This window comes from Staphylococcus sp. EG-SA-18 (assembly GCF_017151825.1).
Lineage (GTDB): Bacteria > Bacillota > Bacilli > Staphylococcales > Staphylococcaceae > Staphylococcus > Staphylococcus aureus.
The window spans coordinates 1-15,837 of record NZ_JACYVY010000038.1 but is presented as its reverse complement, the minus strand read 5'-3'; the positions used below and the strand labels follow the sequence as shown (position 1 = coordinate 15,837).

Below are 15,837 nucleotides of genomic sequence, written 5' to 3'. Positions count from 1 at the left end.
GTTTTTTTAGGGATTTATGTCCCAACCTCTTTTATATTATTCGTTATTCCTGTTGATATTTAATTGGATCTTGTTTTACAAATATGCCGACTAGATAGCCTAATATCGTTGCAATAATTGCTACTGGGAACCACTCTAAAGAATACGCTCTTAGAGGCAATGATTCTATAAAGTTAATTTTCAGCCAACCTAACTTACTAATAACACTGAAAATCGACAATATAAATACGATAATAACTGGAATTTGTTGTGAAATGCGTTTTGTCGGTATGAATTTGGCAATTAAAATTAATAATACAACAGTTATTGCTACTGGGTATACAATGCTTAATACCGGAATTGACATTGAGATAACAGCATTTAAACCTTGGTTAGCAATAATAAAACTCATTAAAATGAAAACTAATACAAATGCTTTGTATGATACTTTAGGTACGATTCTATGGAAATATTCAGAAACTGCAACAATAAGCCCGCATGCTGTAGTTAGACATGCCAGAGCCACAATGATGCCCAATAAATATTTTCCGAATGAACCAAATCCTGTTGAAGCCATTGTCGTTAATAAATATGTCCCAATGTTTCGATCTTTGGATTTCAATTGATCTAACGTCATGTCACTTACTGGCATATGATTACCAATATAACCTAATGAAATATATATGAAAATTAAAGCTACGGCTGCAATTAAACCAGCAGTCAAAGTTTGTTTGAATATTTGATTTGTTTTAGTAATGCCTGTTAGTTTTACTGCATTAACAACAATCATTGAAAAAGCAATTGCTGCAATGGCATCCATTGTTAAATAGCCTTGTGTAAAGCCTTCAGCAAAACTTGAAAAATTAGAATGATATAGTGCTTCATTGCCCTTTCCAGCACTATTACCGCTAAAGTCTAAGTATCCTTTAATAATCATCGCTAAAATAGTAATCAATAATAATGGTGTTAATAATGAACCAATACGATCGATTAACTTAGATGGATTTAAACAAATATACAAAACGACTATGAAGTAGATAATCGTAAATATAAATAAAGCGATACTACTATTGCTATGTATAATTGGTGTAATTGTCATTTCAAAAGATGTAGATGCAGTTCTAGGTATTGCGAAAAGTGGTCCTATAGTCAAATAAATGATGATTAAGAACAATATTGAAAATTTAGGTGAAATTTTATTTAATGCGCCAATATATCCTTCTTTATCAAGTGCACCTACAATCACACCTAATAATGGTAAACCAATCCCAGTTAGAACAAACGCTAAAATGGCGGGCCAGAAAAATTGACCACTATCCAATCCGAGATTAGGAGGAAAAATTAGATTGCCTGCGCCAAAAAACATAGCGAAGAGCGTAAACCCAATGACCCATGTATTTTTATTCATAGAGTTACTCCTTTTTTTAAAACACGAAATAATTTACAAGTAAATATTTTAGCACAAAAAATAATAAAGAGTCTATATGGAATGTGTTGTACATAGCAGAAACAAAACACATGTGTTGTTTAAATCAAATTATGCCAGAAAATAAAATTCTTCAAATTTACTTTTTAAATAGTAACTGATGACTTTTATTCACAGTTTCATATAAACTCATATTTTAAACTTATTTATAAAGATTTAAGTAGTAATTTTTTTAATAATGGAGAGAGATGTCCAGGTAAATGCGCAACACCTTCAACGAAAATAGCATATTGACCATAAATATTATGAATTGTTTGTTCAACATCTTCAGTTATTGGATCTTGACTCAAAAATACATTAAATACTTCAATACCAAATTTACGTGACATTTCTACAGCTTCATACGTATCAATAATACCATCTTGACTATAATTAAATGCAGACGGTTCGCCGTCTGAAAATACGATTAAAAATCGTTGATGTTGATTTCGACGCATTAATCGTTCACTTGCAACTCTAATAGCAACACCATCACGATTATCATCTTGAGGTTCAAGTGCCATAATACGTGGGCCATCTTTTTCAAAGGTTGAGTAATCATAGTTAATAATTTCATTAATGATATTTGGTTGTGCATGATCGTCTGAATCAAAGGCATCCTCACTGAATGATAAAATTTCATGTTTAATGTTCAATGCTTTTAACGTCTCGTGGAATAACACTACACCTTTCTTCGTTTCAGCCATTTTATCATGCATACTTGCTGACGCATCAATTAACAATGTAAACGTCGCATCAAATGATTTACTTAAATCTTGTTTTTTGTAAAACAATTTATATTGATCGTCGATAAACCAATTAATTAAATCCTTTTGTAATCGTCCTTTTGTTAAATTAAAACGTGCATCTCGTTGTTCTCGTTCAATCGTTTTCTTTATAATTTGAATTAAGTCTTTGATTTCATATTGTACGTCTTGTTTCGATTCTTGATATTCTAAAACATATTGTGGCTCAATTTCAGGAATTTGCCATTTTATTTCTACATTTTTGTTCACACCATCAAGTTGAAATGCTTGGCTTTGACCAACAGCATCGCCTTCTTCACGATTTAGCGTATCGTTTGAACCTTTGCCCTTTTTGGTCATCATATCAGTCATATCATCTGTAGCATCGCCTTCACGTGCTTCATCATTACCCAATGTTTCACTATTTTGTCCTTCGTGAAGTTCCATTTCTAAATAGGCGCCACCTTTTGACTCACTATCTGCAGATTTAGAGTCAGCTTTTTCACTTTCGTTATCATCATCTTCTGAAGTATCATCTTGCCCATCGACTTGACTTGCATCAGTTCTCTTTAAATCATCAAACTCTGGACTAGCTAATGTATTATATAGTGTTTTAGGTAAGTAATAATATTCGTTTAGCATATCTTCTTTTAAAATATCATCTACTTGATACATAATTCTTTGAGCCAGATACATATTATCTTCAGAATTTTGATTTTGGAAAAAATTAGGTAAATATAAGAACATATTAACTACAATATCATCTAAATCTGAATGTATAGATGGTATATCAAAGAAATCTTGGCTTAAAAATGCATGTTCTAAATACAAAAATAATAAATCTGTATATTGTGTTTTAGTACGATACACTTTAATTTGAGATTCCGTATATGATATACGTGTATCTAAGCGAAGATCAATTAATTTAGCAGTACTTGGGCGCTCAACTTTAATAGAATTTAATACGCGCATATCTTCTAATAATTTAAAAAGTTGTTGATAAAATTTAGGGTGTTTAAAAGTTTTATCTTGTACTACTTCATTTACAATTTGTACATCCATCATATGATAACCGTAAGCAGCTAACATAACATCTGTTTTTAAACCAGCCATTTCGATATGGCTTGGTCGATGTGACCAAAACCAACTCGTAATCAAAACATTTTGAACAGGATTATAGTAAGGGAATTTTTGGATTTTAACTTGTGTTTGTTCATTTTTTAATAAGAGTCGAGCTAAGTCTTGCAACATCATTACTTGCTTGGCATCTAACTGTTCGTCATTAAATTTTATGAAACGATCACTCATGTTTTATCCCTCTTTAAAAGTTTAGTTCTACAGCATTATATATTGCTTGTTGTTCACGTTCATCTTCCAATTTATCAATAATTGTACGTTTAATTGCACGTTCAACTGGCATTACAGTGATTAAATCACACAAGTCTAATAATGCACGGATACTAGCGGCTTCTTCAGAAATTTGTCCCTGCTTAGACATAGTACGTAAATCTTCATTAAACTTAATAATTTGTTCGATTTGTTTATCATCTTGTAATAAACTTTGCTCTTTAATCACATTTTTTAAAATGTCCCCATCAATATAATCAACGTGAATAACAACAAAGCGATTTTTTAGTGCTTCATTCATTGGCAAAGTACCAACATAACCTTCATTTATCGCTGCTATAACGTTAAATCCTGGTACAGCTTTGATTACTTCACCAGTGTATGGATTCGTAATTTGACGACGATAATCTAAGACCCCATTTAATACAGGCAATGTTTCAGGTTTAGCCATATTTATTTCATCAATATATAAAATATGCCCCTCTTTCATAGCTTTAATAACTGGACCATCTACAAAGACAATTTCTTGTTGACCTTCCGCATTTGTTTTAATTGTTTTAAAGCCTAATAAGCTTTCTGTATCTAAATCAACAGAACAATTGACTTGATGCATGGGTGTATCAACAACTTCACTTAATGTTTCTGCCAACTTTGTTTTCCCTGAACCTGTTGGACCTTTAAGTAAAATATTTTTATTTAAATCAAATAATGCCTTCGCATCATTGAAAACTGTTGAATCTGAATTCTTATAATGTTTTAGTGCCATTTTAAAACGTTCTCCTTTAAATAAATTAAAAAACTAAGACATGGAATAAGTTCTCCAAATGCCTTAGTTTACTATTCTATTCTGATATAAAACGCAATGCTTAGTATGCGAATTGTTTATATTTTACCAAATTTACTAATTGAAAATCTCATATTAGGCTTCATTTCAATAATTATGCGTTTAAACTTCTTTGAAATATGTTTTATAGTAACCGCCAACTAATCCAGAATTATCTATTATTTGATAATATTCTTCAGTTTCGTTGATAACATCATATTGTTTGCCAACCGTTAACATGTCAGAAACTGTAAATTTCTTTGCATCTGTATTAATGACTTCTACTTTCTTGATTGGTGTACGTTCTTTCCAAGTTTCATGTAACATAAATTTTGTCCTCGCTATCGTAAAAAAATTATTTTTGTAAAGTGAATATAAACGATAATCCACTGTTTTCAGTAATTCTAATTGATTCAATATCATCTTGCTCAAGCGTTTGATATGGTATTTCCACTTCATCTAAGCGCGATTTCGCTTGATTAAAGAAATCTGCATCTTTCGTTTCAAACTCAACTTGATCGACTGCGCCATATTCCGGCATTGTCATTTCGGTTTCTACAGGCATTAAATGTATTTCGCCACCTAGACCACCCGTTCCAACTTTGAATACTTGGACATGATAGTCAGCATTGTCGAAGGGTTGGTATTCTGCAAATACTTCAAGTCCGAATATATTTGTTAAAATTTGACCTGTAATATCTACATGATTCACTTTAAGAATCACTGGTCCTAAACCTTGCACTTGATGTAACGGATTGACCGCACTCTCAAAAGAAGGCATACCTAAACCAACGCCATAATTATTCTCGTTTGAATATATTGAGAAAATATGACCATTGTTATCTTCGAGACTGAAATATTTATTGCCATTTAATTCTTTAACTGTTGTAAATGGAATATCCTTATTCGATAATATTTCCGCATACTCCTCTAAACCTGAGTCAGTTGGTGTACGTAATCCAATACCCACAAAGTGAGATTCTTCTAATTGCTCACTTGGAACTTGTATAAATTGAAGTCTTGTTCCTGGGCTTATATCTGCATCGCCGAAACGAATTGAGTTTTCAAGAAGTTCTTCATAATTTAATCCTAATATGTCAACCATGAAATGTTTTGTCTGTTCTATATTTGTTGTACCTAATGTTATACTTCTAAGTCCACACATTATAGCCACCTCTATCTTTATCTTTACTATTATATTATAACTTATTTTAATCATAAATTATAGAATATCGGTCAGTTGATTTTGATTATAGATTAATATGTGAAAAATGTATTTCTTTAAAAGAACTATTTCATTTAAATAGGTAACATAATATTGTTATGGTTGCTATTGAGTCTGTCATTAATGAGTATCTGTATCTAGCAATTGAATATTTCGTTTTTTGTAGTACATAAAAAACATATATATGTCGTGTTCATAAAGTGAATTTACATCTTGTTCAGATGATTTTAAATTAACTAAAGGCGCTTATAGAATTCATAAATTTCATCGCTTGTTATTATCTAAAATGATTTCATTAGCATATTGTAACACGCTATTCTACCTATATTTCTATTGTGAGTCTATTTCAATAGAAATGATATATTTTTTAAGTAATCAAATTTAAACCCACATTTTAATACGAATCATTATAAAAATAAAGTACAGCAGTAAGATATTTCGACTAGGAAATAATCTTACTGCTGTTTGTTATTGATTTAATCCCGCTTTTAGGAATAGTAAACTATTTTGTGTTGTGGATTAAGATTCTAATAATAAGTCTTCTGGGTTTTCAATTAATTCTTTAATTGTTTTTAAGAATCCAACTGCTTCTTTACCGTCAATAATTCTATGATCATAGCTTAATGCAATATACATCATTGGACGATTTTCGATTGTATCTTGATCAATCGCAATTGGTCTTGTAATAATTGAATGCATGCCTAAGATTGCAGCTTGATTACCATTGATAATTGGCGTACTCATCATTGATCCAAAAATACCGCCATTTGTAATCGTAAATGAACCATTAACCATATCATCTAAGCCAAGTTTTTTCTCTCGTGCTTTAACTGCTAAATTAGCAATTTCTGCTTCGATTTCTGCAAAATTCTTTTTATCACAATCTCTTACAAATGGTACTAATAATCCATCATCTGTAGAAACAGCTACACCAATATCATAATATTGTTTCGTAATCATGTCGTCGCCGTCGATTTCTGCATTAACTTCTGGATACTTTTTCAAAGCTGCTACAGAAGCTTTAGTAAAGAATGACATAAATCCTAATTTAGTACCATCATGATCTTTCATAAATTGTTCTTTCTTACGTTTACGCAATTCCATAACATTTGTCATGTCAACTTCGTTAAATGTTGTTAACATAGCTGTATTATTAGATACCTCTAATAATTTTTTGGCAGCTGTTTTCTTTCTACGTGACATTTTTTCACGAATCACTGGTTTTGTAGGATATTGATTGTATTTTTTCTCTTCTTTTGCAGATGCTTGTTGTGTTGTTTGTGTTGATGCCGGTGCCTGTTGTTTCTTATCAATATCTTCTTTACGAACCACATCATTTGTTTTCGGACTTACTTCAGCAAGATTCACACCATTTTCACGAGCATATCGACGCGCAGAAGGCGTAGCATTAATACGTTGCTGATTGTCATCATTTGCTTGATTTACTTCAGCTTTATCTACCGAATTATTTGTTGTTTCTTCTTTTTTATTATTTGTTTCTTCATTTTGTTGTGGAGTATTGTCGTTACTATTTTCTTTAGAAGCATTGCCACTACCTTCGCCGATGATAGCAATTGCTTGTCCAACTTCTACAGTGTCGCCTTCACTTGCAAGTTGTTCAGATAATACACCTGCTTCTTCAGATACAACTTCGACATTAACTTTATCAGTTTCTAATTCAAGAATAGCTTCACCTTTTTCTACGCTATCCCCTACGTTTTTCAACCATTCTGCAATGGTACCTTCTGTAATAGATTCTGCTAATTCTGGAACTTTAACCTCTGGCATGACTTATTTCCCCCTAGTTATTTTTTAATGCATTTTCTATAATTTTATTTTGAACAAGTTTATGAATTTCTCCATCGCCTTCAGCTGGAGCAGCCCTTTGAATTCTGCCATGATAACTTAAATCATATTTATCTGCAACTAGCACTTTAACATATGGATAGACATATAACCAGGCACCTTGATTTTTAGGTTCTTCTTGTACCCATGACACTTCTTCAAGGTTTGGCAATTGTGCTAGTAATGCTTCAATCTCTTCCTCTGGGAATGGATACAATCTTTCAATCGCAACGAGTAATACTGATTCGTCTGGATTTTTAGCTAATGCTTCTTTTAAATCAATGAACATTTTACCAGTTGCCAAAATAACTTTTGTAACCTTATCCGCTTGATATGATTCTGTCAAAATTGGCTCAAATCCACCAGAAGTAAATTCATCAATTGGTTTTGCAACTGTTTTATTTCTCAGTAAGCTTTTTGGTGACATAACAACCAATGGTCGCATTTGTTCAGAATCTAAACTAGCTGCTTGTGCACGCAATAAGTGGAAATAATTACTTGAACTAGATAAGTTGACAACTGTGCAATTATTTTCAGCAGCTAATTGTAAAAATCGCTCTAATCTTGCTGATGAATGTTCAGGCCCTTGACCCTCATATGCATGAGGTAAGAATAATGTTAATCCTGAACGTTCTCCCCATTTTGAGCGAGAACTGAATAAGAAGTTGTCAAAAATCATTTGTGACATATTTGCAAAATCACCATATTGTGCTTCCCAAATATTGAAGCTTTTTTTGTTTTCCACATTATAGCCGTATTCAAAACCAACTACTGCTGCTTCTGAAAGCGGAGAATTGTGTATATCAAATGTCGCTTTTTGATCAGGAACATGATGTAAAGGTGTATATGTTTCACCTGTTTGCTCATCATGTAACACGGCATGCCTATGACTGAATGTACCACGTTCACTATCTTGACCAGTTAAGCGAATCGGTGTACCATCTTGTAAAATTGTCGCAAATGCAAGTTGTTCTGCTTGTGCCCAATCAACTAAACCATCTTCTTTATTAAACGGCTCATGACGCTTCTCAAGAACTTTGTTTAACTTTTTCAAAATGTTAAAGCCATCCGGATATGTTAACAATGCATCATTTATTTCTTTCAAGTGATCAAAAGTAAATGATTGTTCGTCTGCTTGTAACGGTAATGCAAGATCTGCAGGCTTTTCCATATCTGGATTATCCATTTTATCAGCTTTATTAATTTTATCATGAGCTTGTCTTAGTTCCTTTTGGACTTGTTCTATAAATGAATGCATTTCATCTTCTGAAATGACACCTTCATTAACAAGCTTTTTACCAAACACATATTCAACAGAGTCATGTTTGCGAATATTCTGATAAGGAACTGGATTAGTAATTGATGGTTCATCCATTTCGTTATGTCCGAAACGACGATAACCTACTAAATCAATAACGACGTCTTTATGAAACTCTTTTCTAAATTCCATTGCAATATCAATTGCTTCAATAGTAGCTTCAACGTCATCTGCATTGACATGGAATATTGGCACATCATAACCTTTGGCCACATCTGTAGAATAAGTTGTTGAACGTGCATCAATTGGTTCTGTAGTAAATCCAATTCTATTGTTAGTAATAATATGCAATGAACCACCCGTAGAATAGCCTTTCAAGTTTCCTAAGTTCATTGTTTCGAAGTTAATTCCTTGACCAGGATAAGCAGCATCGCCATGTATAATAATTGGCATTGCTTTATGATGATCAGTCGTCGGAGCCCCAGCTCGTTGTGTATCATCTTGTGCTGCTCTCGTACGCCCCTCAACAACAGGTGCAACAATTTCCAAGTGACTTGGATTGTTAGCCAGTGCAATACGCTGCATTGTACCGTATGAATCAGTAGTTTTAATGCCACCAAGGTGATATTTCACATCACCAGTCCATCCAGCAGTTAACTGCAAGCTACCATCTTCAGGTAAGAATTTCATTGGATCTGTATGCATAAATTCTGAAATCATCATTTCGTACGGTTTTTCTAAGACATGCGTTAAAACGTTTAAACGTCCACGGTGAGCCATGCCTATTTGTATATTTTTAATACCTTCTTTCGCAGCAATCGTAATAGTACGTTGTAACATCGGTACAAGTGCGTCTACCCCTTCAATTGAAAAACGCTTTGCACCAACGAAGTTTTTATGAAGATATTTTTCAAACCCTTCAACATACGCTAATTGTTTGAATAGTGCCCTTTTTTCGTTATTATTTAACGTTACTTTATATGGCGTTTCAATTCTTCTTTTTAACCAACCACGTTCGGTATTGTTATTAATATGTGTATACTCAAATGCAATTGGTCCTTTGTAACGTTTTTCCATTCTTAAAATTGCTTCATAAGCATTATCATAAATGTCGGCAAAGTGATCTGAAACAATTCCTGCTGATATACCTTCCAAAGTCTGTTGATCTAAATCAAAGTCTTCAATCTCTAATTTAGGTACATGTTTCCTTTTTGGAGGATTTACAGGATAAATATCGGCTTTAAGATGCCCGTATTGGCGAATATTATCAATTAAACGCATGACACGCTTAATTGTGCCGTCGCTATTTTGACTACTTGTACTTTTTAAAGCTGGTACAATTGAGTCATCATTCTTAATTGTGCTGAATAAGACTTGTAAATCTTCTGGTACAGATGATGGATCTTGTAAAAAGTCATCATATAGATCTAACATTAGACCTAAATTCGCACCGAAGTTTACAGGAGCCTCTGAAACTTCTTTTCTTTCGTTAGTCATTTTACACCCTCCACAAAAATGTTGAAACGCTTACAATGTAATAATATCACTATTTAGTTATTTGTTAAAGTAGATTTACCTATTTATCTGCTAAAAAGAAGAATCAACAAAAGCGTTGATTCTTCTAGGTTTATAGATGTATTTTATTGTAAATTTTGGGAGTACAACAGAAATGATAAAGAACCACTGTTTATTTGTTTTATAGTTGTTCTTATACATTAGTCACAGCTAATGTGTACTTAAAAAATTGATCCTATGACTTTGATTGACGTCTCAGTCATGATTAAAATATGATTTTAAACGTTGTTCCTTTGTTAATTTCACTTTTAATTTTAATCGATCCTCCGTTTAATTGAATGATTTTTTGAGCAATAGATAATCCGAGTCCATTACCGCCTTGACTTCTTGAACGAGATTTATCCACTCGATAAAAGCGATCAAAAATGAAATCTTGATCTTCCTCTGGAATACCAATTCCATGATCTGTAATTTCAATTATTTTTTGCTTATTTTTTAACCTTGTCTTAACTTTAATTTTCTTATTCTTCACATCATATTTGATTGCATTATCAATAAAGATTAAAAATAATTGTTCGAATTGATGAGGTTTCATTTTAATTTCTAGATTTTTAGATGTCAGATCCGTATCAAATTGATAATCAGGATGCAATTGTTTTAATGAGTGTATTCGCGAGCGAATTTCATCATTAATATGCACGGTCTGTGCTTCAGAAGAAATGTCATTTACATCTCCTTTAGTCAATTCAAGTAATTCTTCGACTAATTTTATGATACGATTCATTTCTTCAATAGAAATATTTAACGATTCTTCTAATACTGCTGGGTCTTTTTTTCCCCATCGCTGAATCAAATTTAAATGACCTTGAATAATTTGTAATGGTGTTCGTAATTCATGTGACGCATCTTCAACAAATTGTCTTTGTTGATTAAATGATTCTTCAATTTGGCTCATCATCTCATTAAACGTATTTGCTAAATTATCTATTTCTTCATAATTTGTATTTAATTGCAATTTATTTTGAAAACCATCTCGTCGAATCTCAATCATTTTATTTGATAAACTGACAAGCGGTTTAGTAATTTGTGTTGAAAATACATAACTGATTGTGGCAGTTATAATTGTTGCAATCACTCCAAATGCCAGCGCAATGATATACAATGATTTTACGATGTTATCATAATTTTCTAGTGAATGAATTAACAAGCTATACCCTTTGAAATCTTGCGTTGTAATTGGTTCTTTAATAATTAAATATTCAATGCCTTTATAGCGTTTTTTTATTACGCGGTCAAAATAACGGTGTTCATAACCTGGTTCAACTCTCACTGTGTTATCATTCGATGTCTCAAATAATTTATTATTATGCTCATCATAAATAATTATCTCTTGAAAATTACCTAAAGATGCATTCAAGTCTAATGCAGATATATCTTTAACAGGCTTAGAATGAAATAAATTATTAATATCGCTTGAGCTTCGTTCTGCATCATCAAGCTCACTATTATGCAGTGTATCTTTCAAGAAAAAAATAATAATTAAACAAAACAAAAATATCGTGACAAACGTAATCATCGTGGTAACAATAATCCAGTTATTGCGCAATTTACGTTTTGTCATCGTATCACATACCCAACGCCACGAACTGTTTCAATCATTTTGTCACGATCGTATGGTTTTAATTTGTTTCGTAAATATCTTATATAAACATCTACGACATTTGTTTCTACTTCACTATTATAACCCCATACATGATTTAAAATTTGTTCCCGTTGCATAACATGGTTTTTATTTTCAGCAAGAAGATATAGTAAATCATACTCTGTTTTTGTTAATTCAATTTCTGCGCCATTTACCGTCACTTTAAAAGCATTCTTATCAATTGTAATACCATTGACATCGATAATATCTTTTTGTGGCTGACGACGTAAAATCGCACGTATTCTTGCTAAAAGTTCTTCAATATCAAATGGCTTAACTATATAATCGTCTGCACCGTAATCAAGCCCAGCAACTTTGTCATACGTATCACTTTTCGCTGTAATTATAATGATAGGTGTAGATTGTTGTTGTCTAATTTTGCGACAAATTTCTAAGCCATTAATTGACGGCAACATTAAATCTAATATGATTAAATCATAGTAATGGCTAAGCGCTTTATCTAAACCGTCTTGTCCATCATACTCTGTGTCCACATTGTAATTTTCATGTGTGAGTTCCAATTCAAGAAATCTTGCTAAGTTTTGTTCATCTTCTACTATTAAAATTTGCGTCATTTGTACACCTCATATTACGACTTTTTCTAATAAGGTAATATATTTTAAATTTTGTATTTTTCTATACAATAGTTGCTTTTTAAATTAGTTTGTTTACGTTTAAATTTTATCACAAATCAATAACCATGTTTTAAATTTTTCAAGCTACAATCATTAATTATTTATTAACTCAAATATTTAATAATCAGTTAATGGAATTCTGTTAATTCTGATTGCAGTACTTAAATATAGAATACTGTAACACAAGGCCTTACCGCAATATCAATTGTTGTCGTATACTTACTTTTCACTAATGTAAAATGAATAGTTATTATCTTTATTTTCACAAAATGACCGTAGTTTAAACATTTTCACACATCATTTCAATGTGCGATTTTGAACTTGGAAGTAACATTTCATAATGTATAAATTCAAAAGGAGTATGTAAACAATATAATTTTTAAACCTCATAACTTTTAAATATTCTAATTCTAATGAGAAATACAAATTTTTTTATTTTCTAAAATAGCGTAATCATGCGTTTTATTTACTATTCTTAAAAAATATTCAAAAAAAGTTTTAATTTCTAATTGACAATGATTCTCACTAATGTATAATAGTAGTTGAAAATGATTATCAATACCACATAGAACATCCCCCCACAACGTTTCGTTCTTGTTGGATTGGTCATTTTCAAATATTCCCCTTTTATATGCCCGTAAAAGACAATATACGTTATAACAACGTTTTATAAAAGCAGTAAACCCTTACGACACTTTAGGTTTACTGCTTTTGTTTTTTTACTATTTAATTTATTAATTTATTTCTAAGTAATAACGTTGATAAAATAATGCAAAATACGCCACCAATAATGCCGGCAATAATATCTGTTGGATAATGTACACCTAGATATACACGTGATATGGAAATCAATAAAATCATAGCTGCACATAACCCTATAAGAATACCTTTTGAATTACCTTGATTTAATCGATTTAATAGATAGATACCACTTCCAAAATATGCAGTTGATCCCATAGCATGACCGCTAGGAAAACTAAATCCTGTTATATCAATTAAACGCAGCAATGTAGGTCTTTCTCTATCGAATATATTTTTTAATGCTGGATTCAAAATTCCAGATAATGCCATTGTTAATGCAAAAAATAATGCTTCAATTTTGTGGCGCTTTAACATGAGATATGCCACAAGAAGTAATGAAATACATAACATTGCCCAGACTTCACCTACTTTAGTAGCCCCAAGCATGATAGATGTCGTTATGAAGCTCTCTGATGAATATATAAATTCATAAACTTCATTATCAATCCATTTCCCTAGTCTTGATTCGTGGAAAAACGCGATAATTCCAAAAACCAATGTAAAAACGATGAGCAAAGAGATACGTTTCCATTGACTCATAAAGCATTACCCCCCATTAATTCAATGCATCTTTAATCATCTTATCAAATAAAGCTTCTTTCGTATAACTTTGTTCATACGATTTCATATTATTGATAATTCGAGTTCTTTCCTGTTCCATTTCATTTAGTTCTTGTAATAAAATTTGTGCTGTTAATTGTTCTTCATCAATCGCTTTAGCATAACCTTTATCAGCAAAATGATTTGCATTGTCAATTTGGTCGCCTCGGGATTGATCTAAACCTAATGGTACTAATAACATTGGTATACGTAATGTTAAGAACTCATAAATCGCATTTGATCCTGCTCTACTTATTACTGTGTCCGTAATTGCTAATAAATCTGTTAAATCCTCTTTAACAAATTCATATTGTATATATCCTGATTTTTTAACTTGAGCATCTTTTAATCCTTTACCAGTTAAATGTATCACTTGATATTGTTGTAATAATGCATCTAAGTTTTCGCGAATAATGCTATTTAATTTTTTACTTCCTAAGCTTCCACCCATAACGAGTAAAACTTTTTTATTTTCATTAAAGCCTGTTAATTGATAACCATTATGTGCATTACCATTTTTTAAATCTTCTCGAATTGTTGCTCCAATAAAATCAGCTTTCTCTTTAGGTAAGTAGTTTAGCGTTTCTTCAAATGTTGTATATATTTTCTTGGCAAATTTAAGTGCTATCTTATTCGCTAATCCTGGTGTTAAGTCAGATTCATGAATAATAGTTGGTATATTTAATGATTTGGCTGCAATAACAACAGGCACAGATACAAATCCACCTTTTGAAAATAATAGATCAGGTTTTTCTTTTTTCAAAACTTTACGAGCATCAAGAATACCTTTCAATACTTTAAATACGTCTTTGGCATTTTCTAAAGAAATATATCTTCTTAATTTACCACTCGAAATAGGATAATACTTAATTTCTGGTAGTTGTGATTCAATCATTTCTCTTTCAATACCATTTTTAGAACCAATATAAAGCGCTTCATAACCTTGTGATAATGCAGTTGGAATTAAACTTAAATTTACTGATACGTGTCCAACTGTTCCCCCTCCGGTAAATGCGATTTTCGTCATTAATATTACCTCTATTCTTTTAAATTTTTATAATATGCATAAAATGGTTCACCTTTATCATATGGCGGATATTCCATTAATTGTTCACCGACCTTATGAAATCCAAATTTCGCAAATAAACCTTGTGCAGGTTTGTTTAACGCAAAGGTGTCCGTTAAAATAACTTCTGCACCACGTGCTTTAACTACATCAATAACATAATTGAATAATTCTGTAGCAGCTCCTTTATATTCTTTCGAACCAGTTAATCGATGAATAACAAAGGCGCCTTCTCTATTTACTGGCCAGTCAATGTCATCATACCATTCTGCTTGGTCTTGGTCGACAACAATAAAGCCATAAATTTTGTCATTTTCCTCTAATACGTACAAATAATCTTTAGCAATATCTTCTTCAAAATGTTCTAAAAGAGGGTACTGATCGTCCCATTGCTCGTTGTCGTGTTCTTTCATTAATTCTTTTGCTTCTTCTACTAGATTTAAGATTTGATCTAAATCTGACATTTTACCTAGACGGATCATGTACGTCACTCCTTATATCGTTATGTTAAACATGTTTTTCAGTACATGTTAATCTTACACACTATTAACATGCTTTAAACCTTTATTATGAATGAAAAATAGTAATTATCACACTATGGGATAAAAATAACCAATAAAAGTATCATATACCAATTAATTGATTGTTAAAACTAGTGAATAATACTATTTAAAAAGTTTATGCTCATAGTATATTAAACCATGAATTATTAACAGCAATGATAGAAATTGCGTTATTTACATCATTTATAAATGTCTAATTTATATCTTTTAGAGTTAGACGTCAATAAAAATAAACACGCCGAGGCTGGGACATACATCCCTAAAAAA

Annotated in this window: 12 protein-coding genes and 2 pseudogenes; all 14 read right to left on the bottom strand. The window is 31.6% G+C overall.

The window, feature by feature from the left end; genetic code table 11:
• Positions 1 to 43 precede the first annotated feature (43 nt).
• Positions 44 to 1,387: a branched-chain amino acid-like transporter carrier protein BrnQ3 gene (brnQ3, locus tag IDG66_RS09515; protein WP_001039275.1), complete on the bottom strand. Its 1,344-nt coding sequence runs from the start codon at positions 1,385 to 1,387 to the stop codon at positions 44 to 46.
• A gap of 224 nt (positions 1,388 to 1,611) precedes the next feature.
• Positions 1,612 to 3,498, bottom strand: a complete 1,887-nt coding sequence (locus tag IDG66_RS09510) for a nitric oxide reductase activation protein NorD (RefSeq protein ID WP_001283672.1) — start codon at positions 3,496 to 3,498, stop codon at positions 1,612 to 1,614.
• Positions 3,499 to 3,511: 13 nt separating this feature from the next.
• Complete coding sequence (locus IDG66_RS09505; RefSeq protein ID WP_001185421.1) at positions 3,512 to 4,303, bottom strand: ATP-binding protein; 792 nt, start codon at positions 4,301 to 4,303, stop codon at positions 3,512 to 3,514.
• Between the two features lie 180 nt (positions 4,304 to 4,483).
• Entirely contained in the window at positions 4,484 to 4,687 is a 204-nt protein-coding gene (locus IDG66_RS09500; protein WP_000902175.1) for a DUF6501 family protein, read from the bottom strand.
• Between the two features lie 28 nt (positions 4,688 to 4,715).
• Entirely contained in the window at positions 4,716 to 5,525 is an 810-nt protein-coding gene (locus IDG66_RS09495) for a VOC family protein (RefSeq protein ID WP_000334518.1), read from the bottom strand.
• Positions 5,526 to 6,104: 579 nt separating this feature from the next.
• Positions 6,105 to 7,373: a dihydrolipoyllysine-residue succinyltransferase gene (gene sucB, locus IDG66_RS09490; protein WP_001115440.1), complete on the bottom strand. Its 1,269-nt coding sequence runs from the start codon at positions 7,371 to 7,373 to the stop codon at positions 6,105 to 6,107.
• Between the two features lie 13 nt (positions 7,374 to 7,386).
• Positions 7,387 to 10,185: a 2-oxoglutarate dehydrogenase E1 component gene (locus IDG66_RS09485; protein WP_000180666.1), complete on the bottom strand. Its 2,799-nt coding sequence runs from the start codon at positions 10,183 to 10,185 to the stop codon at positions 7,387 to 7,389.
• 283 nt (positions 10,186 to 10,468) lie between these two features.
• The gene (arlS, locus tag IDG66_RS09480) at positions 10,469 to 11,824 is read right to left on the bottom strand and encodes a sensor histidine kinase ArlS (RefSeq protein ID WP_000166801.1); all 1,356 of its coding nucleotides are present in this window, start codon (positions 11,822 to 11,824) and stop codon (positions 10,469 to 10,471) included.
• Positions 11,821 to 12,480, bottom strand: coding sequence for a response regulator transcription factor ArlR (arlR, locus tag IDG66_RS09475; RefSeq protein ID WP_000192137.1), 660 nt, complete (start codon positions 12,478 to 12,480; stop codon positions 11,821 to 11,823). The genes arlS and arlR overlap by 4 nt, the downstream gene beginning before the upstream one ends.
• A 279-nt stretch (positions 12,481 to 12,759) precedes the next feature.
• Positions 12,760 to 12,874: pseudogene (locus IDG66_RS09470) on the bottom strand (hypothetical protein).
• A 76-nt stretch (positions 12,875 to 12,950) separates the two neighbouring features.
• A pseudogene (locus IDG66_RS09465) lies at positions 12,951 to 13,150 on the bottom strand (hypothetical protein).
• Positions 13,151 to 13,266: 116 nt separating this feature from the next.
• Positions 13,267 to 13,881 (bottom strand): phosphatase PAP2 family protein, encoded by a 615-nt coding sequence (locus tag IDG66_RS09460; RefSeq protein ID WP_000084773.1) that lies wholly within the window; start codon positions 13,879 to 13,881, stop codon positions 13,267 to 13,269.
• A 16-nt stretch (positions 13,882 to 13,897) separates the two neighbouring features.
• The gene (locus tag IDG66_RS09455; RefSeq protein ID WP_000160904.1) at positions 13,898 to 14,968 is read right to left on the bottom strand and encodes an undecaprenyldiphospho-muramoylpentapeptide beta-N-acetylglucosaminyltransferase; all 1,071 of its coding nucleotides are present in this window, start codon (positions 14,966 to 14,968) and stop codon (positions 13,898 to 13,900) included.
• 11 nt (positions 14,969 to 14,979) lie between these two features.
• Complete coding sequence (locus IDG66_RS09450; protein ID WP_000620194.1) at positions 14,980 to 15,489, bottom strand: GNAT family N-acetyltransferase; 510 nt, start codon at positions 15,487 to 15,489, stop codon at positions 14,980 to 14,982.
• Between the last annotated feature and the right edge of the window lie 348 nt (positions 15,490 to 15,837).

What these genes read in the sequence shown, in the direction of transcription:
- brnQ3 (WP_001039275.1), bottom strand. Translation starts at nt 1,387, where the DNA reads ATGAATAAAAATACATGGGTCATTGGGTTTACGCTCTTCGCTATGTTT.
- IDG66_RS09510 (WP_001283672.1), bottom strand. Translation starts at nt 3,498, where the DNA reads ATGAGTGATCGTTTCATAAAATTTAATGACGAACAGTTAGATGCCAAG.
- IDG66_RS09505 (WP_001185421.1), bottom strand. Translation starts at nt 4,303, where the DNA reads ATGGCACTAAAACATTATAAGAATTCAGATTCAACAGTTTTCAATGAT.
- IDG66_RS09500 (WP_000902175.1), bottom strand. Translation starts at nt 4,687, where the DNA reads ATGTTACATGAAACTTGGAAAGAACGTACACCAATCAAGAAAGTAGAA.
- IDG66_RS09495 (WP_000334518.1), bottom strand. Translation starts at nt 5,525, where the DNA reads ATGTGTGGACTTAGAAGTATAACATTAGGTACAACAAATATAGAACAG.
- sucB (WP_001115440.1), bottom strand. Translation starts at nt 7,373, where the DNA reads ATGCCAGAGGTTAAAGTTCCAGAATTAGCAGAATCTATTACAGAAGGT.
- IDG66_RS09485 (WP_000180666.1), bottom strand. Translation starts at nt 10,185, where the DNA reads ATGACTAACGAAAGAAAAGAAGTTTCAGAGGCTCCTGTAAACTTCGGT.
- arlS (WP_000166801.1), bottom strand. Translation starts at nt 11,824, where the DNA reads ATGACAAAACGTAAATTGCGCAATAACTGGATTATTGTTACCACGATG.
- arlR (WP_000192137.1), bottom strand. Translation starts at nt 12,480, where the DNA reads ATGACGCAAATTTTAATAGTAGAAGATGAACAAAACTTAGCAAGATTT.
- IDG66_RS09460 (WP_000084773.1), bottom strand. Translation starts at nt 13,881, where the DNA reads ATGAGTCAATGGAAACGTATCTCTTTGCTCATCGTTTTTACATTGGTT.
- IDG66_RS09455 (WP_000160904.1), bottom strand. Translation starts at nt 14,968, where the DNA reads ATGACGAAAATCGCATTTACCGGAGGGGGAACAGTTGGACACGTATCA.
- IDG66_RS09450 (WP_000620194.1), bottom strand. Translation starts at nt 15,489, where the DNA reads ATGATCCGTCTAGGTAAAATGTCAGATTTAGATCAAATCTTAAATCTA.